Annotated in this window: 20 protein-coding genes; 8 read left to right on the top strand and 12 right to left on the bottom strand. The window is 64.0% G+C overall.

Going from position 1 to position 20577, the window contains the following annotated elements; translation table 11 throughout:
- Positions 1–350: 350 nt before the first annotated feature.
- Entirely contained in the window at positions 351–1439 is a 1089-nt protein-coding gene (locus tag ACW5W7_RS19905) for a beta-ketoacyl-ACP synthase 3 (protein WP_456502821.1), read from the bottom strand.
- Positions 1440–1657: 218 nt separating this feature from the next.
- Here ACW5W7_RS19905 and ACW5W7_RS19900 point away from each other — a divergent pair, with 218 nt between their 5' ends.
- The 7 genes from ACW5W7_RS19900 to ACW5W7_RS19870 all read left to right on the top strand — a co-directional run bounded on the left by ACW5W7_RS19900 (position 1658) and on the right by ACW5W7_RS19870 (position 7954).
- Entirely contained in the window at positions 1658–2602 is a 945-nt protein-coding gene (locus ACW5W7_RS19900) for a LysR family transcriptional regulator (RefSeq protein WP_456502820.1), read from the top strand.
- A gap of 158 nt (positions 2603–2760) precedes the next feature.
- On the top strand, positions 2761–3369 hold the full coding sequence (locus tag ACW5W7_RS19895) for a LysE family translocator (RefSeq protein WP_456502819.1): 609 nt from the start codon (positions 2761–2763) through the stop codon (positions 3367–3369).
- A 309-nt stretch (positions 3370–3678) separates the two neighbouring features.
- Positions 3679–5553, top strand: a complete 1875-nt coding sequence (locus tag ACW5W7_RS19890; RefSeq protein ID WP_456502824.1) for a peptidase U32 family protein — start codon at positions 3679–3681, stop codon at positions 5551–5553.
- 120 nt (positions 5554–5673) lie between these two features.
- A complete protein-coding gene (locus ACW5W7_RS19885; RefSeq protein WP_456502818.1) occupies positions 5674–6483 on the top strand; it encodes an alpha/beta fold hydrolase in 810 nt (269 codons plus the stop codon).
- Between the two features lie 68 nt (positions 6484–6551).
- A complete protein-coding gene (locus ACW5W7_RS19880; RefSeq protein WP_349921252.1) occupies positions 6552–6881 on the top strand; it encodes a DHCW motif cupin fold protein in 330 nt (109 codons plus the stop codon).
- Between the two features lie 29 nt (positions 6882–6910).
- Positions 6911–7159, top strand: coding sequence for a DUF1272 domain-containing protein (locus tag ACW5W7_RS19875; RefSeq protein WP_456502817.1), 249 nt, complete (start codon positions 6911–6913; stop codon positions 7157–7159).
- A gap of 129 nt (positions 7160–7288) precedes the next feature.
- Entirely contained in the window at positions 7289–7954 is a 666-nt protein-coding gene (locus tag ACW5W7_RS19870) for a class I SAM-dependent methyltransferase (RefSeq protein WP_456502816.1), read from the top strand.
- Positions 7955–8048: 94 nt separating this feature from the next.
- Here the strand turns inward: ACW5W7_RS19870 and ACW5W7_RS19865 are convergent, their stop codons facing one another.
- The 7 genes from ACW5W7_RS19865 to ACW5W7_RS19835 all read right to left on the bottom strand — a co-directional run bounded on the left by ACW5W7_RS19865 (position 8049) and on the right by ACW5W7_RS19835 (position 14333).
- On the bottom strand, positions 8049–8468 hold the full coding sequence (locus ACW5W7_RS19865) for a cupin domain-containing protein (RefSeq protein WP_456502815.1): 420 nt from the start codon (positions 8466–8468) through the stop codon (positions 8049–8051).
- A 188-nt stretch (positions 8469–8656) separates the two neighbouring features.
- Entirely contained in the window at positions 8657–9133 is a 477-nt protein-coding gene (locus tag ACW5W7_RS19860) for a methylated-DNA--[protein]-cysteine S-methyltransferase (protein WP_456502814.1), read from the bottom strand.
- Positions 9130–10629, bottom strand: a complete 1500-nt coding sequence (locus ACW5W7_RS19855) for an AlkA N-terminal domain-containing protein (RefSeq protein WP_456502813.1) — start codon at positions 10627–10629, stop codon at positions 9130–9132. Before ACW5W7_RS19855 ends, ACW5W7_RS19860 begins: the two co-directional genes overlap by 4 nt.
- A 184-nt stretch (positions 10630–10813) precedes the next feature.
- The gene (locus ACW5W7_RS19850) at positions 10814–12292 is read right to left on the bottom strand and encodes a carboxypeptidase M32 (RefSeq protein ID WP_456502812.1); all 1479 of its coding nucleotides are present in this window, start codon (positions 12290–12292) and stop codon (positions 10814–10816) included.
- 106 nt (positions 12293–12398) lie between these two features.
- Positions 12399–12980 carry a DNA endonuclease SmrA gene (gene smrA / locus ACW5W7_RS19845; RefSeq protein ID WP_456502811.1) on the bottom strand — a complete coding sequence of 194 codons (582 nt, stop codon included), beginning with the start codon at positions 12978–12980 and terminating at the stop codon, positions 12399–12401.
- A 158-nt stretch (positions 12981–13138) separates the two neighbouring features.
- Entirely contained in the window at positions 13139–13288 is a 150-nt protein-coding gene (locus tag ACW5W7_RS19840; RefSeq protein WP_434666082.1) for a DUF3149 domain-containing protein, read from the bottom strand.
- Between the two features lie 157 nt (positions 13289–13445).
- On the bottom strand, positions 13446–14333 hold the full coding sequence (locus tag ACW5W7_RS19835; protein WP_434666085.1) for a TraB/GumN family protein: 888 nt from the start codon (positions 14331–14333) through the stop codon (positions 13446–13448).
- A gap of 86 nt (positions 14334–14419) precedes the next feature.
- Between ACW5W7_RS19835 and ACW5W7_RS19830 the strand changes: the two genes are divergently transcribed.
- Positions 14420–14752: a DUF1904 family protein gene (locus ACW5W7_RS19830; RefSeq protein ID WP_434666088.1), complete on the top strand. Its 333-nt coding sequence runs from the start codon at positions 14420–14422 to the stop codon at positions 14750–14752.
- Positions 14753–14790: 38 nt separating this feature from the next.
- Here the strand turns inward: ACW5W7_RS19830 and ACW5W7_RS19825 are convergent, their stop codons facing one another.
- The 4 genes from ACW5W7_RS19825 to ACW5W7_RS19810 all read right to left on the bottom strand — a co-directional run bounded on the left by ACW5W7_RS19825 (position 14791) and on the right by ACW5W7_RS19810 (position 20512).
- A complete protein-coding gene (locus ACW5W7_RS19825) occupies positions 14791–15621 on the bottom strand; it encodes an SDR family oxidoreductase (protein ID WP_349921262.1) in 831 nt (276 codons plus the stop codon).
- Between the two features lie 106 nt (positions 15622–15727).
- Positions 15728–17131 (bottom strand): OprD family outer membrane porin, encoded by a 1404-nt coding sequence (locus tag ACW5W7_RS19820; RefSeq protein WP_456502810.1) that lies wholly within the window; start codon positions 17129–17131, stop codon positions 15728–15730.
- Between the two features lie 496 nt (positions 17132–17627).
- Positions 17628–19562: a methyl-accepting chemotaxis protein gene (locus tag ACW5W7_RS19815; protein WP_456502809.1), complete on the bottom strand. Its 1935-nt coding sequence runs from the start codon at positions 19560–19562 to the stop codon at positions 17628–17630.
- Positions 19563–19621: 59 nt separating this feature from the next.
- Positions 19622–20512, bottom strand: a complete 891-nt coding sequence (locus ACW5W7_RS19810) for a DMT family transporter (protein WP_349921265.1) — start codon at positions 20510–20512, stop codon at positions 19622–19624.
- Between the last annotated feature and the right edge of the window lie 65 nt (positions 20513–20577).

Raw genomic sequence — 20577 nt, 5'->3', positions numbered from 1 at the left:
GGGAGAAGGATTCGAACCTTCGAAGGCAGAGCCGTCAGATTTACAGTCTGATCCCTTTGGCCGCTCGGGAACCCCTCCCCAAGTGCGAGGCCGCATACTATCAGATCCCGTCCTGTTGTGAACCCCCAAGACCCAATCTGACGAGAAAAAAGTACTGTTTGCTCATTTTTTGATATCTCTCGCTCAAAATTCACGCTTTTCAAGGACTTTTATATCCCCGGCGGCCGTCATTGCCCCGGACGGGGGAGTGCTGGGAGAGAGCAAGGAGGTCCGGAGGCGGTGCGGGGAGAAGAGCGCAAAAACGATGAAGGAGCCCAGAGGCTCCTTCATGGATTGAGGGTCGTTCGCGCTCACTCTTCTTGCGCGCGGGCCTGCCGGCACCCCTCGACCGCCTGGGCGATCAGCTCAAGGGCGCTCTGCTCGCAGGGGGGCAGCGCCTCGTCGCACTGGCCGATGGGGGTGACGCGCTCTCCCCACTTGATGAGGGCGGCGCCCCAGGTCAGACCGGCCCCGAAGGCGGCGCTCAGCAGATAGCTGTTCGGCTTGACCCGGCCCTGCTCCAGCGCCTCGCACAGGGCGATGGGCACGGTGGCGGCGGAGGTGTTGCCGTACTGCTCGATGTTTACCATCACCTTCTCCATGGGGGCGTCCATGCGCTTGGCCAGGGTCTCGATGATGCGCACATTGGCCTGATGCGGGACGATGAGGTCGATCTGCTCGGGGGTGATGCCCGCCTGGGTCAGCACCGTGCTCGTGGCTTCCCCCATGCCGCGCACGGCGCGCTTGAAGATCTCCTGCCCCTCGAAGTTGAAGGTGAACAAGCCGTCGATGTCGGCAAAGCGCACCCGGTCGGTGCCGAAGTTCGGCACGTGCAGGATCTCGCGGGCCTCGCCGTCGCAGCCGATCTTGTTGGCGATGAGGCCGGATTCCTGCTCGCTCGCCTCGATCACCACGGCGCCCGCGCCGTCACCGAACAGCACGGCAGTGTCGCGCTTGGCCCAGTCCAGCAACTGGGTGAGACGCTCTGCGCCGATCACCAGCACCTTGCTCATCATGCCGGTCTGCACCAGGGAGGTGGCCACCGAGAGGGCATAGACGAAACCGGTGCAGGCGGCGTTGAGATCGAATACCGCAGCCTTGTGGGCGCCGAGGGCCTGTTGCACCGCGGAGGCGCCGTTCGGGATCAGGGTGCCCGGGGTGGCGGTGGCGAGAATGATGCCGTCGAGATGAGCGGCATCAAGGCCGGCGCAGGCGAGGGCGCGGCGCCCGGCCAGGGTGGCGAGGGCCTGGGTGCTGACGTGGGAGACCCGGCGCGCCTTGATGCCGGTGCGGGGATAGATCCACTCGTCCGAGGTATCCATGATGGTGCTGAGATCGTCGTTGGTCAGCACGCTGGGGGGCAGGCATTTGCCCCAGCCGGTGATATTGGCGTAGGTCATCTTGTGATCGCTTGTCGTGGAGGGCCCGCAGGCACAGATGACGAAATTATGCCGCACGGGCCCAGCAGTGTCATCTGGCTGTCATGCCGGCGGTGGGCGATATGGTGGGGTAAGGCTGGCAAGAGGATGATTTTGCTTAAGTAAGCCGTCGGCCTTGCCGTAAGATGGCGTTTTCGGTCCCTGGTGTCAGGCCAGCGCCCCCGCGTCGAGGTGATCCCGTGTACAAAGCGAATCTCAACCTGTTGCCCACCCTCAAGGTGTTGCTGGAGACCCGCAACATCAGCCGGGCGGCGGAGCTGTTGCACCTGAGCCAGCCCTCCATCAGCAAGCAGCTGACCCAGCTGCGCGCCGAATTTGGCGACGAGCTGCTGGTGCGCGAAGGCCAGCGCTGGCTGCTGACCCCGCGGGCCGAGAGCCTGGCGGCTCAGCTTGCGGATTCCCTCGGTGCCCTGGACAGGCTCTATGAGGCCCCCCGGTTTGAGCCCGAGCGCTGCGAGCGGGTGTTTCGTCTCGCCTCCTCGGACTACGTGGCCCAGCATATCCTGCCGGATATCTGCGCGGCGCTGGCCAGGGCCGCTCCCCAGGCGGCCCTTGAATACAGCCTGTGGGACAAGCGCCAACTGCCGCAGTTGTGGCAATCCGAGCTGGATCTGGTCTCCACCATCACGGATCTGGTGCCGGATCAGATCCGGGGCCTGCATCAGGGGGAGGACAGATTGGTGATGCTGATGGGACGCCAGCATCCCCTGTCCAGTACCACCCCATCTCTAGAGGAGTACCTCGCCTGGCCCCATCTGCAGGTGAGCGGCGGCGGCGACAAGGACAGCCCGGTGGAGCGGGTGCTGGGGCCACAGGGGCTCTCCCGCCGCTGGTTTGCCCGGGTGCCCTTCTTCCAGGCGGCGGTGGAGGTGCTGCTGCGCACCGACTGCCTGATGACCACTCCGGCCCACATCGCCTGGCAACTCGCTGGTGAGCATGGTCTCAGTTTCTGCGATCTCCCCTTTGCCACCCGTCCCCAGCAGTACCACCTGCTGTGGCACCAACGCCATCATCAGGACCCGGCCCACCGCTGGTTCCGGGAGCTGGCCTATCCTTTCCTGCGGGATCACCTGCAACATACCGTCGACGAGAGCCGCAAGACCCTGGGCAGGGGCCGTTTCTAGCGGCGATAGTTGATTGTTCTTTGTATTAAATAAATGTAGATATTTATTCTTCACCATAGCCATTGGCTATGAAATCTATTCATAACTTTCACTTCTTGCATGATGATGCCCCCCTTACCCTGAGGGCCGGTATTGATCTTCATTCAAGAGAGGCAGTGATGGAATTCACGAGTTGGTTGGCGCTGGCGGCGGTCTGTTTCATGGGGGCCATCAGTCCGGGCCCGAGTCTGGCGCTGATCATCCGCAACACGGTGCAGGGCGGGCAGGGGCACGGGGTGGTCACGGCCCTCGGCCACGGGCTCGGGGTCGGCATCTATGCGCTGATCACGGCGCTGGGCCTCTCCGTGCTTATCACCCAGACCCCGCTCTTGTTTGACATCATTCGCTACGTCGGCGCCGCCTTCCTCGCCTGGCTCGGCATCAAGGCGCTGCTCGCCAAACCTGCCAGCGGTTCCGCGGAAGAGGACGCCCACGCAGTGCGTGGTCGCCAGGGGGTCTTCGAGGGCTTCATGGTCGCCTTTCTGAACCCCCAGCTCGCCATCTTCTTCATCGCCCTGTTCAGCCAGTTCGTCCATGCGGACACCGGCTGGTGGGAAGGCGGCATCATGATGCTCACCGCCGGCGGTATCGATGCAATCTGGTACGTGCTGGTGGCCCTGGTGCTCTCCCGTGGTCCCGTGCTGGCCTGGCTCAAGGCAAAGTCCTTCGTCATCGACAAGGTCAGCGGCCTGGTACTGCTGGGGCTGGCGCTGAAGGTGGTGATCTGACGCGCTCCCGTGGTCGATCCAGTGGCTGGCCTGGCTCAAGGCAAAGTCCTTCGTTATCGACAAGGTCAGCGGCCTGGTGCTGCTGGGGTTGGCGCTGAAGGTGGTGATCTGAGGAAACGCCCAGCATCTGTGTAGCCACCGAAATCTATCTGCTCCCTTCTCCCTCGTGGGAGAAGGGCTGGGGATGAGGGGAGCTGACATGGGGCTGATCCAATCCTGCATTCTGCGGTGATCTTAAGCGGGATCAAGGCAGGGAGGGGGCGCAGTCGCTAGAGTGGCGGCCATTTGCAGCCCTTCGAACCGGACGCCATGCACGATCAGACCCATCATAACCGCCTGGAGCTGCTGGCCCCGGCCAAGAACCTCGCCTACGGCATCGAGGCCATCAACCATGGCGCCGATGCCGTCTACATGGGGGGCCCCGCCTTCGGCGCCCGCAGCGCCGCCGGCAATTCCCTCGAAGACATAGAGGCGCTGGCGCGCCACGCCCACCGCTTCGGTGCCCAGGTGTTCGTCGCCTTCAACACCCTGTTGCACGACCACGAGCTGGAGCAGGCCAGGCGTCTCACCCACCAGATCTACGAAGCCGGTGCCGATGCGCTCATCGTGCAGGACATGGGGCTGCTGGCGCTGGACCTCCCCCCCATCGCCCTGCACGCCAGCACCCAGACCGACAACCGCACCCCGGAGAAGGTGAAATTCCTGCAGGATGTGGGGTTCTCCCAGGTGGTGCTGGCCCGTGAGCTGTCGCTGGAGCAGATCCGAGCCATCAGCGCCCAGACCTCGGTTCAGCTGGAGTTCTTCATCCACGGGGCCCTGTGCGTCTCCTACAGCGGTCAGTGCAACATCAGTTATGCCCGCACCGGCCGCAGCGCGAACAGGGGGGAGTGTGCCCAGCTCTGCCGGCTGCCCTGCTCCCTGCAAAAGCCGGATGGGGAGGTGCTGGTGGAAAACAGCCACCTGCTCTCTTTGAAAGACATGGATCAGAGCGCGAACCTGGAGGCGCTGATCGAGGCGGGCATTCGCTCCTTCAAGATAGAGGGACGCCTCAAGGGGCTGGATTACGTCAAAAACGTCACCGCCTGGTATCGCCAGAAGCTGGACGCCATCCTGGACAAGCGCCCGGATCTGGTGGCGAGCTCCGCCGGTCGCTGCAGTTATGGCTTCACGCCGGATCCGAAGAAGAGCTTCAACCGGGGTGCCACCGATTACTTCCTCCACGGTCGCCAGCCGGATATCGACTCCCCCCGCAGCCCGAAATACCTGGGGGAACCTCTGGGCCGGGTCACTCGCGTCAGCAAGGAAGGGATAGAGATAGACGGGCGTCCGCTGGATAGCCAGGGGCTCATCCTCAACAACGGCGACGGTCTCGGTTTCTTCAAGCCGGGGGGCGAGCTGATGGGGATGCGCCTCAACAAGGTGGCAAGCAAGGGCGGGAGTAAGCAGTTGCTCCTCTCCGAAACCATGGCTGGGCTCAAGGTGGGCACCGAGATCTACCGCAACCACGACCAGGTATTCAGCAAGCTGCTGGAAAAGCCGAGCTGCGATCGTCGCATCCGGGTGGACATGCGCTTGTCCGAGTGCGAGCAAGGGGTACGACTCACGTTGGTCGACGAGCAGGGCATCGAGGCCAGCGTGACGCTCGTCTGCGACAAGCGGCCTGCCGACAACCCGGAGCGGGCGCTGCAGCAGGCGCGGGATCAGCTCGCCAAGCTTGGCAACACCCTGTTTGTGGCCCGCAAGGTGGAGTTGGTGTTTACCAACCCCCTGTTCCTTGCCGCGTCAATGCTCAACGGCCTGCGCCGGGACGGCATAGCGGCGCTGGAGGCGGCGCGCCTCATCGCCTACCAGCGCCCGGAGCGGCGCATCCCGCTGCGGGATGTCACCTATCCCCAGCACCGGCTCTCCTACCTTGGCAACGTGCTGAACAAAGCCGCCGAGGAGTTCTTTCGCGAGCACGGGGTGGAGCGCATCGCCCCCGCCTATGAGGCGAACAAGGAGGAGGGAGAAGTGGTGCTGATGATCACCAAGCACTGCATCCGCTACAGCCAGAACCTCTGCCCCAAGGAGGTGCCGGGCCTCAAGCCCGAGCCGCTGGAGCTGAAGATGGGCAAGGACAGTTTCCGGCTGCGCTTTGACTGCAAACGCTGCGAGATGCAGGTGATGGGCAGCCTGAAACGCTAGGCTTGCGCCTGGCGGCGGGAGAGGGCATGTTGGGGGCTCCGATGAGGGGGGCTGGCTGGCGCAGGATGCGCGGGCAACGGGCTAACCCTCCTCACCCCATCCCGAGCCAGGATATGCGATATGGAAGTCGAAGAAAGCGCGGCGCTGAGCGTCACGGAGCAGTTTATTCGCGTCCCGGGTGGACGCCTCTTCGTGCGCCAATGGCGCCCCGCCGGTACAGACCACTCCCCGCTGATCCTGCTGCACGACGCCCTCGGTTCCGTGGCCCAGTGGCGGGACTTTCCCGCCGCCCTGGCGACCCGCCTGCAGCGCCCCGTCATCGCCTACGATCGCCTCGGCTTCGGCCAATCCTCGCCACAAACTGAGCCCGCCAAGCCGGGCTTTATCGACGATGAGGCCCGTTTCTATCTGCCCACCCTCATCAAGGCCCTCGGCCTTGGCCACTACCTGCTGTTCGGCCACAGTGTGGGGGGCGCCATGGCGCTGGCCGCCGCCTCCCGACCCAGCAGTGGCTGCCTTGCCGTGATCAGCGAGTCTGCGCAGGCCTTCGTGGAGGAGCGCACTTTGGATGGAATACGGGTGGCCAAGCAAGGCTTCGAAGACGAGGCGCAGTTGGTGCGCCTCACAAGATGGCATGGCGAGCGGGCCCGCTGGGTGCTGGATGCCTGGACGGGGGTCTGGCTCAGCCCGGCGTTTCGCCACTGGTCCCTCGCGCCGCGTCTCGCCGATGTCCATTGTCCCGTGCTCGCCATCCACGGCGAGAAAGATGAATTCGGCTCGGCCGCCTTTCCCCGCGCCATCGCGGGCGGGGTGAGCGGGGCGGCGCAGATGGCGCTGCTGCCCGATTGCGGCCATGTGCCTCATCGGGAGCGGGAGGCCGAGGTGCTCGATTTGGTGGAGACATTCTTGAGCAGGCATCGCATCGGCTGATCATCGTCCTTCGGGCGCCGGGATGGCGTCCTGGTTATTTAGAAAATTCACTCGACACAGGATCTTCCATGGAAATCAACAATCTGCCTTTTTGCACCACGAACTGGGCCGAGATCCCGCCCACTGAACACCTGGGGGAGAAGGGGACTGCCCGCTGGCACACCCAGCATTTTGGCCCCATGCGGGTGCGGATGGTGGAGTACTCCCCCGGCTATCTGGCGGATCACTGGTGCAGCAAGGGCCACGTACTGTTCTGTCTGGAAGGGGAGCTGCACACCGAGCTGGAAGATGGCCGCGTCTTCACCCTGAGCGCCGGGATGAGCTATCAGGTGGCGGACAACGCCGAGCCTCACCGCTCCTTCACCGAGCGGGGTGCCCGCCTCTTTATCGTCGACTGACCCTTTTCCCATTGATCGAGAGGTTGCCCATGCTGGAACTCAGACCGAACTGCGAGTGTTGTGACAAGGATCTGCCCGCCGGCAGCAGTGAAGCGCTTATCTGCTCCTTCGAGTGCACCTTCTGCAGCGATTGCAACGAGCGTTACCTGCATCAGATCTGCCCGAACTGCGGCGGCGAGCTGGTGAGGCGCCCCCGCCGCCCCGCCGGGAAACTCGCGGCCAATCCCCCTTCCAGCAAGCGGGTATTCAACCCGGTGCTGCGGGAGCGAAACAGCTAACTCCCTTGCCTGCGCTATGAAGCCCTACGGGACGACAAGTAGACATGGCGCGTCGTGGCCACCCCAAACAGGGCTTTACCTTCTCCCGGCTAGAGCCCTTATCAAGGGGGCTCAACCAAGGAGCGCGAGATGGCGGAACGATTTGAAGGGGCGGGGGCGCTGGCCTATGACCAGCGCATACCCTTGCTGGTGCCCGGGTATGAGCTGCTGCATCAATTGAGCGCGGCCCAGCTGATGGCAAGACTCGGGCAGGAGGCGCGGGTGCTGCTGGTGGGGGTGGGCACCGGCAGCGAGCTGCTGCTGCTCGGCAGGCTCTGCCCCCGCTGGCACTTTGTCGCCCAGGACATTTCGGCTGACATGCTGGCCCAGGCGCGTCAGCGGGCCGACGAGGCCGGGATGGGAGAGCGGATCACGTGGCATCTGGGGGAATTACCCACTGCCTCACAACATTTCGACGCCGCACTCTGTCTGTTGGTGCTGCATTTTATGGATGAAAATACCAAGTCATCGTTGCTTGCCGATATCTCCCGCCATCTCAAGGTTGGCTCCCCGCTGCTGCTGGCGGATCTGATGACGGCTGCGGAGCCGATGGAGCGGGCCGTCATGGGACAGCAGGCGCGGCTAGGGGGTCTGCCGCTGGCGGCCAGCGAGCGCATGATGCAGCGCCTCGCCGACGACTTCATTCCCCTCGATGAGGGACAGTTGCAGCGACTGCTGCAAGAGGCAGGGTTCAGCGCGGGGCTGCGTTACTTTCAGGCGCTCGGCTTTCACGGCTGGCTGGCAACCCGGCGCTGAGGCGGGCATCAAGTTCGGCTGGGGCAGCCAGGACGAGGAAATAGAGATGGCGGAGTCCGGCGGGCCCCGAGGGTGCCCGCCGCCGTTCACACGTTTATTTATCCATCACCACATTCCAGGGGCCATCCGCCTGGATGAAGAATACCGCCGGCTCCTTGCCCTCTACCTTGGCGGCATGGGGCGCCTTGTCGGTCAGGGCGAAGTAGTCGCCGGGGCCGAGGCGGTGCGCCTTGCCTCCTGCCGTCAGGGTGATGGCTCCCGATACCAGGGTCACATAGTGATCCGCATCGTGGTGATGATTGGGGGTCACCAGCCCGACCGGGTATTTCAGGAAGAAGCGGCTCGGCCCGCTGGCCATGTCACCGGACACCGGCGCGGCGGCGATGCCGTTGCCCATCTCCTTCCACTTGAGATCGGCCCGGGTCATCACCATGGTGTCGGCGCTGGCCCAAGAGGGGGCGCCGACCACCAGCAGCATTGACAGCGAGAGGACGACTGCATGCATGAATTTCATCTGCTCTCTCCCTTGCGTGTTGAACAAGCTGTTCGAGACGGGGGAGGTCATCCCGACCTCACCCCTTCAAGCATAGGGCTGAGCCCGCATCAACACCTGCTGCCGCGCACACAGCCACTCACTTCACGCTGTTTCGCCCTTGTCACGGGTCAGCAGGCCTGATGGGGAGCCCGGCTCAGGGGGGTTGTTCAGCACGGGATGCCTTCGAGTTTCAGCAGCGCCTGCTTGATGGGCAGGCCGCCGGCGTAACCGGTCAGGCTGCCGTTCTGGCCGATCACCCTATGGCAGGGGACGATGATCGACAGCGGGTTGCGGCCATTGGCGGCGCCCACCGCCCGGCTCGCACTCGGCTTGCCGATGGCGATCGCTATCTCGCCGTAACTGCGGGTCTCCCCGTAGGGGATGTCGCACAGCGCCTGCCACACCGCCTGCTGGAATGGCGTGCCCCGAGGGGCCAGCGGCAGGGTGAAGCGTTGCAGCCTGCCCGCGAAGTAGTCTCTAAACTCGGCCAGGTAGGGGGCGAGCGCCTCCTTGTCTTGCCGCCACTCGGGCCGGGTGGGCAGGGGGCGCAGGCCGTCCACGAAGTCCACGTGGCGAAGGCCGGTCTCGTCGATGGCCACCAGCAGCGGGCCGCAGGCGGTGTCCAGAAAGTCGTAGCGGATCATGATGTTGTCTCCTCGTTGTCCCGTGATACCAGCAGCGCTGGTTGCTCGCTCATGGCATGCCACAGCCAGCTTGCGGCATAGGCGCGCCAGGGTTGCCAGGCGTGGCTCAAGGCTTCCACCTTCCTGACCGGCAGCTTGACGCCGCCCCCCAGCGCCTTTTGCAGCACCAGATCCGAGGCGGGGAAGGCGTCCGGATCCTGGCCGGTGCGAAGCCGCCAGTAGGCTATGGTCCAGGGGCCTATGCCCGGCAGCGCCAGCAACTGTTCATTGCTCGCCGATGCCAGGGTGATGGCGCCGCTCGCGAGCGCCCGGGCCAGCCCCCGCAGGGTGCGAATGCGGCTGCCGGGCATGCCGATGCCGTCCAGATCGAGCGCACACAGCTGCGCCGGGGTCGGCAGGGCGCTGACCCCAAACTGCGCAAGGGTGCGCGCCACCAACCGCCCCATGATGGTGATGGCGCCCTTGACCGACACCTGCTGGCCGACGATGGCCCGCAGCATCACCTCGTATTCGTCCCAGCCCCCCGGCAACCGCACCCCGGGCCAGCGCGCCAGCAGCGGCGCGAGGTGCGGATCCTGGCCTAGGTGCTCGCCGATCCTCCCCATGTCCGCATCGAGATCCCACATGCGGCGCACCCGATACAGGATGTCTGGCAGCGCCCCCGGGGGGAGGTCGCGCAGGGTCAGCCGCAGCTGGTTGCCCACCCCGGGCTCGATGCGGATCCACCCCTCCTGCTCGCCGACCCTGTGGCGCCGCTCATAACCCTGCTCGTCCACCCGCTCCAGCCCCGGGATGGCGCGCAGCCGGTAGAACGCCAGCATGGCTTGTACATCGAACGGCGGCCGATAGGGCAGTTGCAGGGTGAGCGCAGCGCCCGTTTCCTGCATCGGTTGCGGGCCCTTGTTCTCCTGCTTGCGCAGTGCGCTCGGGGAGAGGCCATAGGCGTGGCGCCACGCATCGTTGAAGCGGCGGATGCTCGCAAAGCCGGCCGCGAACGCGATGTCGGTGACAGGCAGCGGCGTCTCCGTCAGCAGCCGTTTCGCGAGCAGCAGGCGGCGCGTCTGCTCCACCTGTTTCGGCGAGGCGCCGAGATGCTGCTCGAACTGGCGCCTCAGCGTGCGCTCCGTGATGCCCGCCTCGGCTGCGAGCGCGCCGAGCGTGTTGTCCGCGAGCTCGCCGCGCTCGATGCGCGAGAGCACCCGGGTGACGATGGCGGGCAGATCCCCCCCTTGCGCCGGCGCCAGCTCGGGCCGACAGCGCAGGCAGGGGCGCAGGCCGTACTGCTCGGCGGCGGCCGCGAAGCGAAAGTAGTGCACGTTGTGCTCGTGAGGGGCGCGTGCCGGGCAGATGGGGCGGCAATAGATGCCGGTGGAGAGCACGCCGGTGAAGAAGCGGCCGTCGAAGCGTGCATCCCGGGCGAGGCGGGCGGCGTGACACTGCTCGCGGGTGAGGCCCGGGACTATCTCGTCCTGTTCGCTTGGATGCTCGATTTGCATGGTGACAACTCCAGAGGCTCTGTTCATGCCCTGAGACTAAGCGGGGAGGCGGGGGCTGACTAGCCAAAAACGGACAGGGATAGGAAAAATAATCGGCGGCGGGCTCCCGCGGGAAAGCGGGATAAAAAACGGCGCCCTCGGTCGGGGCGCCGTTGTTGCATCTGGGCAAAGGTTATTTCAGATGCTACTTCAGATAACGCTGCTCCAGATGCTGGCGCAGCCACTGTGGATTCAACGCCTCGCCGGTCGCGCGTCGCACGAGTTCGTCCGTGTCGTGCAGGCTCGCTTGTGACCAGATGTGACGACCGAGCCACGCGAAGATCTCCGGCAGACGGCCCGCACAGATCAGCGCGCCCATGTCGCCGAGTTCCCGCTCCAGCGCGAAGCGCAGTTGCGCCGCGTACATGGCGCCGAGCGTGTAGCTCGGGAAGTAGCCAAACGACCCGTCCGTCCAGTGAATGTCCTGCATGCAGCCATTCTGGTAGTTGCCCTTGGTCGACAGGCCGAGCCACTGCTGCATCTTCATGTCCCACAGCTCGGGGATGTCCGCCACCTCGATGCGCCCTTCCATCAGATCGCGCTCCAGCTCGTAGCGCAGGATGACGTGCGCCGGGTAGGTCACCTCGTCCGCATCGACCCGGATAAAGCCGGGCTCGACGCGGTTGTACAGCTTCACGAGGTTCGCGGGATCGAGTGCCGGTTGATCGCCAAAGTGGGCGCGGATGCGTGGCGCTATCAGCGACAGGAACGCCGGGGAGTGGCCGAGCTGCATCTCGCAGAACAGGCTCTGGCTCTCGTGAATACCCATGGAGCGCGCCTCGGCGACCGGCTGGCCGAGCAGGTCACGCGGCAGCCCCTGCTCGTAACGGGCGTGCCCCGTCTCGTGCACTATGCCCATCAGGCTGGAGACGAATTCGCCCTCGTTGTAGCGCGTGGTGATGCGCACGTCAGTCGGCACACCGCCGCAGAACGGGTGGCTGCTCACGTCGAGCCGGCCGTGGGCGAAATCGAAGCCGAGCAGCCCCATCACCTCCTGGCCGAGCGCCTGCTGGGTCGGGATGGGGAAGGGGCCTTGCGGGATCAACAGGGTGTCGCGCTTCTGCTGTTCGCTCACGCGCTGGATGAGATCGGGCAGCCAGCTCGTCAGATCGCCGAAGATGCCGTCCAGCCGCGCGCTGGTCATGCCGGGCTCATACAGCGCCAGCATGGCGTCGTAGGGGCGCAGATCCAGCGCCTCGGCGCGCAAGGTCGCGACCTCCCGCGACAGCTTCACCACCTCCTTGAGATTCGGGGAAAAACCGGCCCAGTCATTCTCCTTGCGCTGGCGGCGCCAGGCGTGTTCGCACTTGCTGCCGGCCAAGGAGAGCGCCTCCACCAGCTCCCCCGGCAGCAGGCTCGCATCCTGCCAGTGGCGCTTGATCTCAGCGAGGTTCGCGCGCTGGGTCGCATCCAGGTTCTCGCTCTCTGCCTTGGCTATCCAGTCGCCGAGCTCGGGAGCGGTGCGCTTTTGGTGCATGAGCACGCCAAGTTCCGCCATGGCTTCGGCCCGCGCCTCGTTGCCCCCTTCCGGCATCATGGCGGCCTGATCCCAGCCGCAGATGGCGGAGAGATGGGAGAGTCGGTGCAGCTGTTGCTGATGTTTTTCAAGCTTTTGATATGACATGGGATTGTCCTTGTTATCGTCCCTGAGAGTATGCACCCCGTACCTGGCATGATCGGGGCGTCATGATGCTAGCACCGGCGTCGGGTGCCTTGCCACTTTCGGGATCTCAGGGCAGGCGCTTCTGGTGGCGCTCGCGGTTCTCGGCCTTCTTGCGCTCGCTCTTTCGCAGCAGCACATAGAGGGCGCCACTGCCGCCGTGGCGGCGTTCGGCGCTGTGCATGGCCATGACCGCCGGCAGTTGCGGCAGCCAGGCGCTGACATGGCTCTTGAGCATGGCGCGCGGGGTGCTGCGCTCCCCCTTGCCGTGCAGGATCAGCAGGCAGCGGATGTCCCGCACCTCGCAATCGGCGATAAATTGCGCCAGGGCGGTACGTGCTTCGTTGAGGGTCTTCTGGTGCAGATCCAGGCTGGCCTGCAGCTCGTATTTGCCGAGCCGCAGCTTCTTGTAGACCCCCTCCTGCACGCCGTCGCGCTTGAAGCCGACGATGTCGTGGGGATCCAGCAGCGTGATGGCCTCCATGCTGAGCATGTCCTGGGGTAGCGGGCCTGCGCTGGCGGCCTGGCGGCGCGCGAGCTGAGCCTCGGTCGGGGCGCTGTCGCCGCGTTGAGGTGCTATCTGGTCGCTGCGAAGGGGTCGCACATCGGCGACCTCCTGCAGGAAGAGTGAGTATTCGTCGTCATGTGGCACGGCAGGCTCCCCCCATGAAAATGAGGAGACATTATAACGGGCCCTGCCCCCGCTTAGAATGGCCGTCCGCTAAGGCGGCCAAGGCTGATGGGGAGGGCGCACGGGTCTGGTCGCGCTTTGCCTGGCAGGTTGGGGGCATCACCCGCATGGAGAAGAGGCTATTGCTCCTCCGTCGGTGGCTTGGCGTGCATCACCTTGTAGATGAAGTAGACGGCATAGGCGCTGATCAGCAGGAAGGTGCCGATAATCACCAGCATGGACATCAGTCCCACGCTGTTGCCGAACATCAGGTTCATCCAGAATTCCATCACATCCACTCCTGTCATCCCTTGGTGACAGGCATGATAAATACCTCTTTGGGTGGAGTAGGATGATCCCGATCAAGTCCCGCCGTGGTTATTTAATCAGCAGCGGGTTTTGTGAGCGGCCTCCCACTCAGGGGGAGGGAAGGCCGCGAGAGGAGGGCTACTGGACCGCAGGCAGGGTTGGCTCGGTGAGGGGTGTGATGCGCCAGCCTTGCTGCTCCAGCAGGGCCAGCAGTCCCTGTTCGCCGTAAAGATGCAGGGCCCCTACCACGATAAAGCTTTCGTTTGGCAGGGTCGGCCACTTCGCCACCCAGTTGCGGTTGCGTTCCGCCAGCAGGGTCTGCTCCAGCCAGGCCTGCAGCTTGGGCGGTGCCATCTCCTCTTTCAGCAGGTTGATCAGGGTCGCCTGATCGCCGTTTTGCCAGGCGCTCATCACCTCGCCAAAGCCCTTCTCGAGCTCCGGCAGCTCATCCAGGGTGCTCTCCAGCATCAGAGTCTGGTTGTCACCGACGCTGGCGAGATAACCGAGCTGCTCCAGCAGGGTCTCCAGGCCGACGATGGGCTTGCCCCCCTCGCTTGCCCGTTTGGCGAAGTGCTGATCCACCCCGTATTCCCCGCTGAATCCGGTGCGCTCAAGGGCTGCCTGGGTCAGGGTGATGGCCGCAAACCAGGGACGCAGCGGGGTCAGGATGGCTTCATTGAGACCGTTTTGACCGGCGGCGATCAGGGTGCGCCGGTAGAGGTCGATGGGCAGATGATCCTTGAGGGTCTTGCCGTCGACAAGCCGGGTGATGGCCCCCATCTCCTGCCACTGCTCCTTGCTGACATGGGTCATGTCGACCTCCATCACCAGGGCTCGGCTCTGTTGCCAGGCCCGCTCCACGGGATCCGGCAGTGGATAGAGGGAGGGCTTGCCCGCGTGGATGGAGCCCAGCAGCCAGTGTTGTTCACTGCCTTTCTCGATGCGATAGAAAGCCGGATCGGCGAGGGCCTGCAGCGGCAGCAGCAGGCAGACCAGGAAGGAGAACAGCGGTCGATGGAATCTCATGGGGCTCCTTGTATGAACGGGTGACTTGGCTTCATGGCAATAAACCCTATGATAAGTCCTCATTCGTCACAGCCAAGAGGTTTCCCATGCCCCACCTTCGTTTTCGGGCAGTTTCTGTCGACACCCTGCAACGGATCAGCACGCCCTTGCTGGCGGATCTCTGCGCCCTCACCGGCGGCAAGCCGGAGTTTGTCACCCTGGAGTGCGTACCGAGCCAATGGGTGCGAAACGGTCAGCCGGAGGCGGGTTTCCCCTTCGTGGAGCTGGTCTGGTTCGAACGGCCCCAGGAGATGCAGGATGCCGCCGCGACCCTCATCACCCGTCATCTGAAAGCGGTGCTCGGGGAGGAGACCTATGTGGTGGTGCAGGTGCTGCCCATAGTTCCAAGCCAGTACTACAGCAACGGTCAGCACTACTGAGTGATGAGGGGGATCGGGCTATCGGCCCAATCCCTGTGTCAGGCGGATTTTATCAGGAGTCTGTCCAGCCAGCGGCTTGGCAGCAGGCGGCGCAGCACGGTGAACAGCCTGGTCGGGAAGGTGACGGGGTAGCGGTGCTTGGGCCGCTTGCTGGTGAGCGCGTGGATGAGCGGCGGCAGGCAGGCTTCGCTTGGCAGGGTGAAGCCGCGGGCTCCGCCCTCGCGCTCCAGCCGGCTCAGGGTCTGCTGGTAAGCGGCGCTGTGACGACTGGTGTCGGGATCGATGTGGCGCAGGAAGGCGGCGCGGGCATTGGCGCGAAAACGGGTGTCGATGGGCCCGGGTTCTATCAGGCTGACCTGTACCCCGGTGCCGGCGAGTTCGAGGCGCAGGGTGTCGGTATAGCCCTCGAGGGCAAACTTGCTGGCGTTGTAGGCGCCGCGATACTTCATGGCTACCAGACCGAGCACCGAGCTGTTTTGCACGATGCGCCCCTCTCCCGCCGCCAGCATGGCGGGCAGCACTTCGCGAATGAGCTGATGCCAGCCAAACAGATTGGTGTTGAACTGCTCTCTCAGCGCCGCCGTGGGCAGATCTTCCAGTGCCCCCGGCTGACCGTAGGCCCCGTTGTTGAACAGGCCATAAAGGCGACCACCAGCCAGGGCCAGCGCCTCGGCCGCCCCCTGGGTGATGCTGTCTTCATCGGCGAGATCCAGCCGCACTGCGAGCAATCCCAGCTGTTGCAGCCGCGCCACGTCTTCTTCCCGGCGGGCCGAGGCGATGACGGTGAAACCCTGTTCGCCGAGCGCCTTGGCGGCGGACAGGCCGATGCCGCTTGAGCAGCCAGTGATGAGCACGAAGGGGTGGGGCATGGGGATCCTTGCGGTGTCGAGTCCTGTGATGGGGCATGGTAGCCTGCCCGGCCCAAAAACAAAACCGGGCCCAAGGGCCCGGTTTTTCAGCAATTCACGTTCCCGATTACAGGATGGTGAACGGCATGATGATGTGGAACTTGACGTCATGCTCGGAGCTGAACATGTTCGGGTAGTACCAGCTGCCCTTGTCATCCTGCTCGTTGTTGTAGTCGGTGTAGTGCAGCTTGAACAGGGTGCCCTTCAGCTTGCCGTCTTGCACTGTGTACATGACGTCGAAGTTGGCCGCCCACTCTTTACCACCTTCCAGGGACTTGTCGCCATTGTTGGCATCCCAACCGTAGGCGCCGGAGACACCGAGTGCCCAGCCAGGTGCACCCACCAGATCATCCAGGGTACGGGTCACGCCGAAGAACACGGCCTTCTCGTCGTTGTGGTTCCAGTCAGAGCGGGAATCCCACCAGATCTCGTTCGCGCCCTGGGAGTTGCCGTAGCCACGGGTCAGACGGGGCAGGTAGTTGCCCAGATCCCCTTCGGCCTTGGTCCACATACCTTCCAGACGGAAGCCGTACTGGGCGTAGTTCCAGGCGGCGGTCAGCGCTTGCTGCCATGCCAGACCATCGTAATCGCTGTTGTCAGTGTCGGAACCGTAGAACTGGTAGCTGGTGGAGAGGCCACCCAGGACGTCAAACTTGTGAGCCAGCTTGAAGTGGTAGCTGTCCATGTAGCCTTCGGACTGACCGAAGCCACCGGTGACCGCGGTGCCATCCTCGAAGGTGTAACGAGCGGCCAGACCGTGGATGTAGTCGATCTTGTTGGCATCGGTGAAGGGGTCGCTGGCATAGGGGCTGCTCTTGGAGAAGCCGACGGTATTCTTGAACCAGGGCGCCTTGTACTCATCGGCGATGGCGTAGGTCAGGTAGAGACCACCGAAGTTGCCTTCGATCTGGCCACCACGGTAGGTACCGGGTTGATAGGACCAGTTCACACCGAGGATGCCGGGTACGTACAGCTGGGTGAAGCCACCCTTGGCGGTGACGGCACCATCGAAGAATTTCAGTTTCAGGGCGGCGGTGGAGAGGCTGAAGCCATTCTCGGGAACACCGTCACCACCTGAACCCCACTTGTTGCCCCAGAAGGAGAACTCGTTCTCTTCGTTGACGCCGTTACTCTCGTCGACGGCCAGGTCATAGGCACCGAAGCCGCCCACGTCGATACCGACTACATCCCAGGCATAACCGGAGTTGAAGTTGAGGGCAGCTTGGGTAGTGGCGTGGCTCAGGTTGGAGTGGTATTTGCCATCTTGGCCGGGACCGGCCTGCTTGCGTTCACGGTCGCGCTGGAAGTAGAACAGACCACCGGTGACTTTGGCGTCTTCGGCAAACGCCTCATAGGATTTTCCGTAACCCGGACCCATAGTGTCCTGGGCGGCGAAGGCCATTCCCGGGGCAGCCAGTGCGGCAACCACAGCGGCGCTCAAGGCGGCACGCTTGAAAATCACTTTTTCCATTTTGTATTGCTCCTGATTTTATGGACTTAGCTTTTTTTTGTCCGGCAGTCAGGCACGGGCCCGCCGCTCGGTAATGGCATTGCAATCAAGGCCCCGGAGGGCAAAAAAATCGTTTGTCTGTGCTGTGCCCCTCCCTGCATGCCTTGGCGCATCAGTGGGGGTATCTGTGTATTTACAATCTTTATTTTTTATGTGCGGCCCTTGGCGACCGGACACCACAAGAGTACGTTCGCGGTGCGAAATATCAACATGAAGTTCCATCGAAGTTTCAAAAATATGACCGAGTGCAAATAATCATGACCCTTGTTGTGGACACTGTGATCCCGCTCATATCAACAATGACAACGCTTTCATGCTGGGTTGGCCGTTTCCGTGGATGAAACTCGATGAGGAAGCTGAACTTTCTTTGTTAACCGACTGATAACAGATAATTTTGTGTTGCAAAAAAAGATGGCCCCGCAGGGAGGCGGGGCCATGGTGGGTCAGTCGTCAGGGATCAGGCTTGTCCCAGGATGCGGGGGATCTGCTGGGCTTGATGGTGAATGTGTTCCGACACCTGCACCGAGAGCTGGCTGCCCTGGCGGGCATGCTGGCTGATGCGGCCGATGAGGGCGGCGAAGCTGGCCAGCCTGTGCTCCTGGCTTCTGGCGTTGTCGGCCCCTTGCAGGGCGATGACGGCGGTGCTGCGGGCCATCTCCCGCACCGTCAATGTGGTCTGGCGCAACTGCTCGGCCTGCTGACGCTGGCCGGCGGCCTCGCTGGTGATCCGGGTCATCACGGTGGCGAGCTGATCCCCGGCCTGGGTCAGGCTTGTCAGGATCTCGGTGATCTGGCCGAGGGAGCGCTGGGTATCGGCGGAGAGGTGGCGTACCTCGTCGGCCACCACGGCAAAGCCGCGCCCCTGCTCACCGGCGCGGGCGGCCTCGATGGCGGCATTCAGGGCCAGCAGGTTGGTCTGCTGGGAGATGTGTCCGATGACGTCGACGATGGCGGTGACATCCTCCACCGAACGCTTGAGCTGGGCCAGGGCCGCACTGCTCTCGTCGATGGCGAGTCCGGTCTGGGCAGTGGCGGCCAGCATGCCGCCGACCAGCTGCTCGCTCTGGCTCATGGAGTGCTCGTTGTGCTGGGCGTGCTGGGCTATCTCGGCGGCGACCTGGTGCACCTCGCTGGCGAGCTGGTTCAGCTCATTCATCATGTGGTCGCTCTCGTCCACCGCCTGTTCTGTGGTGCGGGTGCTGTGATGGATCTCCTGCACCTGATCCACCATTTCCTGCAGGCTCAGGGAGACGGAGGAGAGTTGCCCTGCCTTCTGTTGCTGATCCTGTTTCAAACGCAGGATGAGGCGATTGTAACTCGCCACTATGTCGGCCAGCTCGTTGCGCTCCCGCCCCTCGGGCAGCATCTGTGCTTCCCCTGTGGTATCGAGTTGCAGGAAGGCGCCGCGCAATTGCAGCAGTGGCTTGACCAACCAGCGGCGCTGCACCAAGGCGAACAGCAGGGCCACCCCCACCAGCGTGAGCGCCAGGGAGCCGAGAATGACGGCGAGCTCCCGGTTCACCCCTTGGCGCAGGGCGGAGAGGCGCTCCCCCAGTTTGTCACTTTCCTGCAGCAGTCGACTGATGTCCTGTTGCACCATCAGGCGTGCCTCCTGCTGCTGTTGCAGGGCCTTGCGACTGTTCTCCAGCTCCTGGGGGTAGCGTTTTAGCAGGGAAACCAGTTCGCTGCGCGGGAGATCGCCGAGCTCTTTGCGCACCGGCTCTCCCAGGGTGAATTCGTCGGCAGGGGCTTCCTCGAACAGCTCCAGGCTCGGCAGTACCGCCAGTTGGTCTGCCTGCCGTTGCAGGGCCGCCAGTTCGAACTTCAATCCTTCCAGCAACTTGGGGCTGGCCTGATCCATGTAGTTCTGGCGCAGATGAGCCAGGGCAGGCAGGGCCGCCAGGATGTCGGCGGCGCCCTGACGGTAGCGATCGGCACTGGACGGATCCGTCGCCTCCGCGCCTTGCTGGCCGTAGCGCAGCAGCGCCTTGGCGTGGGCGGTCAGCTCGCTCTCGGCATTTTGCAGCAGCAGCTGGCTATTGCCGGAGAGCTTGCCTGCCGCCAGATAGTCGCCGTCGATGCGGCTGCCCATCTGCTCCAGCAGGGTGCGTAGCGGGGCACTCTGCTCGGGATCCTGTTGTTCCAGTTGGCCGAGCGCCTGTTTGCGTACCCCTTGTGCCTCGGTCAGGCGCAGGGGGTCACCGCTGCCGAGATAGTCCCGCAGCGCCTCTTGCAGGGGGCCGCTCAATCGCTGCTGGAGCCGTTCGTGCTGGCGTTGATCCTGTTCGGTGTCATTGAGCTGCTGCCAGCCATGGAACAGGGCGGTGGCCTGGGTGGCGGCCACCAGCAGCAATATCAGAGAGGAGAGGGAGGCATAATGGGCAATTTTCACGTCAACATCCTGCTTGAACCACGCAATGGCTGCGAGCTTAAGCAGGAGTGATGGCGTTTTTATGACAAGGGTTTTACAACCCTCTGACTCTTGGGGGATTTCACCATCAGGCCGAGCAGGGCGCCCCCCATGATGAGGCTCCCCGCCAGCAGGTGACGGGACGTGAGTTCTTCACCGTTGAGCCACACCAGCAGCAGGGTGCTGAGAAGTGGCGTCAGGTAGGCGAGCGCCCCGATGCGGCGCGGATCCCCGTCTCGCAGCGCCAGATACCAGGTGACGAAGGCCGCCCCCATGGGCCCCAGGGCCAGCCCGGCGATGAGCAGCCAGTCTGCCTGGGGGATCTGTGCGAGGGGCAAGGGGCCTTCGAGCCCCCAGGCGAGCAGCAGGGCCAGCAGACCCGCCGGCAGGCAGGCGGCGGCGGTGACCACGGCGGGGGCGGGAGGCAGGCGGCGGGAGAGCACGGAGTAGGCTCCCCAGACGATGGCGGCGCCGAGCGCCAGCAGGTAACCGGGGAGATAGGCCTGCTGCAGCTTCAGCTCCCCATCCACCATCACCAGCACCGAGCCGACGAGACCCAGCGCCCCCGCCAGCAGATGCTGGGGCTTGAGGGGGTGGCCTGGCAGCAGCAGCGGGGTGAACAGGATGATGCACAGTGGCCAGAGGTAATTGATGAGGTTCGCCTCGAGCACGGGGGCGTGGCGAAAACTCATGAACAGCAGGCTGTGGTAGAGCAGCAGGGCCGTGATGGTCACCAGCCAGCTGAGGGCGCTGGCCCGCCATTGGCGCCAGAAGGGCAGGGCCCCCAGGCCGCAGAAGAACAGCACCAGCCCCACCAGCACCAGGGGGGAGACGCTGGTGACCCGGGAGGTGAGGGCGGCGAGGGAGGCCCACAGCAAGATGGTGAGCAGGGCCAGGGCGGTGGACCTATCCCACCAGGAAACAGCAGACATCCAACACTCCTTTGTCGGTGGATGAAAAAGAGGGCCAGTCTAGCAGACTGGCCCTCGCTGGGTAG

The organism is Aeromonas intestinalis (assembly GCF_054052485.1).
This window is presented reverse-complemented; position numbering and strand designations above follow the sequence as displayed.

Excerpts from the sequence above, each read along its gene's own strand:
- ACW5W7_RS19905 (WP_456502821.1), bottom strand. The coding sequence starts at position 1,439 with ATGACCTACGCCAATATCACCGGCTGGGGCAAATGCCTGCCCCCCAGC.
- ACW5W7_RS19895 (WP_456502819.1), top strand. The coding sequence starts at position 2,761 with ATGGAATTCACGAGTTGGTTGGCGCTGGCGGCGGTCTGTTTCATGGGG.
- ACW5W7_RS19890 (WP_456502824.1), top strand. The coding sequence starts at position 3,679 with ATGCACGATCAGACCCATCATAACCGCCTGGAGCTGCTGGCCCCGGCC.
- ACW5W7_RS19885 (WP_456502818.1), top strand. The coding sequence starts at position 5,674 with ATGGAAGTCGAAGAAAGCGCGGCGCTGAGCGTCACGGAGCAGTTTATT.
- ACW5W7_RS19880 (WP_349921252.1), top strand. The coding sequence starts at position 6,552 with ATGGAAATCAACAATCTGCCTTTTTGCACCACGAACTGGGCCGAGATC.
- ACW5W7_RS19875 (WP_456502817.1), top strand. The coding sequence starts at position 6,911 with ATGCTGGAACTCAGACCGAACTGCGAGTGTTGTGACAAGGATCTGCCC.
- ACW5W7_RS19870 (WP_456502816.1), top strand. The coding sequence starts at position 7,289 with ATGGCGGAACGATTTGAAGGGGCGGGGGCGCTGGCCTATGACCAGCGC.
- ACW5W7_RS19865 (WP_456502815.1), bottom strand. The coding sequence starts at position 8,468 with ATGAAATTCATGCATGCAGTCGTCCTCTCGCTGTCAATGCTGCTGGTG.
- ACW5W7_RS19860 (WP_456502814.1), bottom strand. The coding sequence starts at position 9,133 with ATGATCCGCTACGACTTTCTGGACACCGCCTGCGGCCCGCTGCTGGTG.
- ACW5W7_RS19855 (WP_456502813.1), bottom strand. The coding sequence starts at position 10,629 with ATGCAAATCGAGCATCCAAGCGAACAGGACGAGATAGTCCCGGGCCTC.
- ACW5W7_RS19850 (WP_456502812.1), bottom strand. The coding sequence starts at position 12,292 with ATGTCATATCAAAAGCTTGAAAAACATCAGCAACAGCTGCACCGACTC.
- ACW5W7_RS19840 (WP_434666082.1), bottom strand. The coding sequence starts at position 13,288 with ATGGAATTCTGGATGAACCTGATGTTCGGCAACAGCGTGGGACTGATG.
- ACW5W7_RS19835 (WP_434666085.1), bottom strand. The coding sequence starts at position 14,333 with ATGAGATTCCATCGACCGCTGTTCTCCTTCCTGGTCTGCCTGCTGCTG.
- ACW5W7_RS19830 (WP_434666088.1), top strand. The coding sequence starts at position 14,420 with ATGCCCCACCTTCGTTTTCGGGCAGTTTCTGTCGACACCCTGCAACGG.
- ACW5W7_RS19825 (WP_349921262.1), bottom strand. The coding sequence starts at position 15,621 with ATGCCCCACCCCTTCGTGCTCATCACTGGCTGCTCAAGCGGCATCGGC.
- ACW5W7_RS19820 (WP_456502810.1), bottom strand. The coding sequence starts at position 17,131 with ATGGAAAAAGTGATTTTCAAGCGTGCCGCCTTGAGCGCCGCTGTGGTT.
- ACW5W7_RS19810 (WP_349921265.1), bottom strand. The coding sequence starts at position 20,512 with ATGTCTGCTGTTTCCTGGTGGGATAGGTCCACCGCCCTGGCCCTGCTC.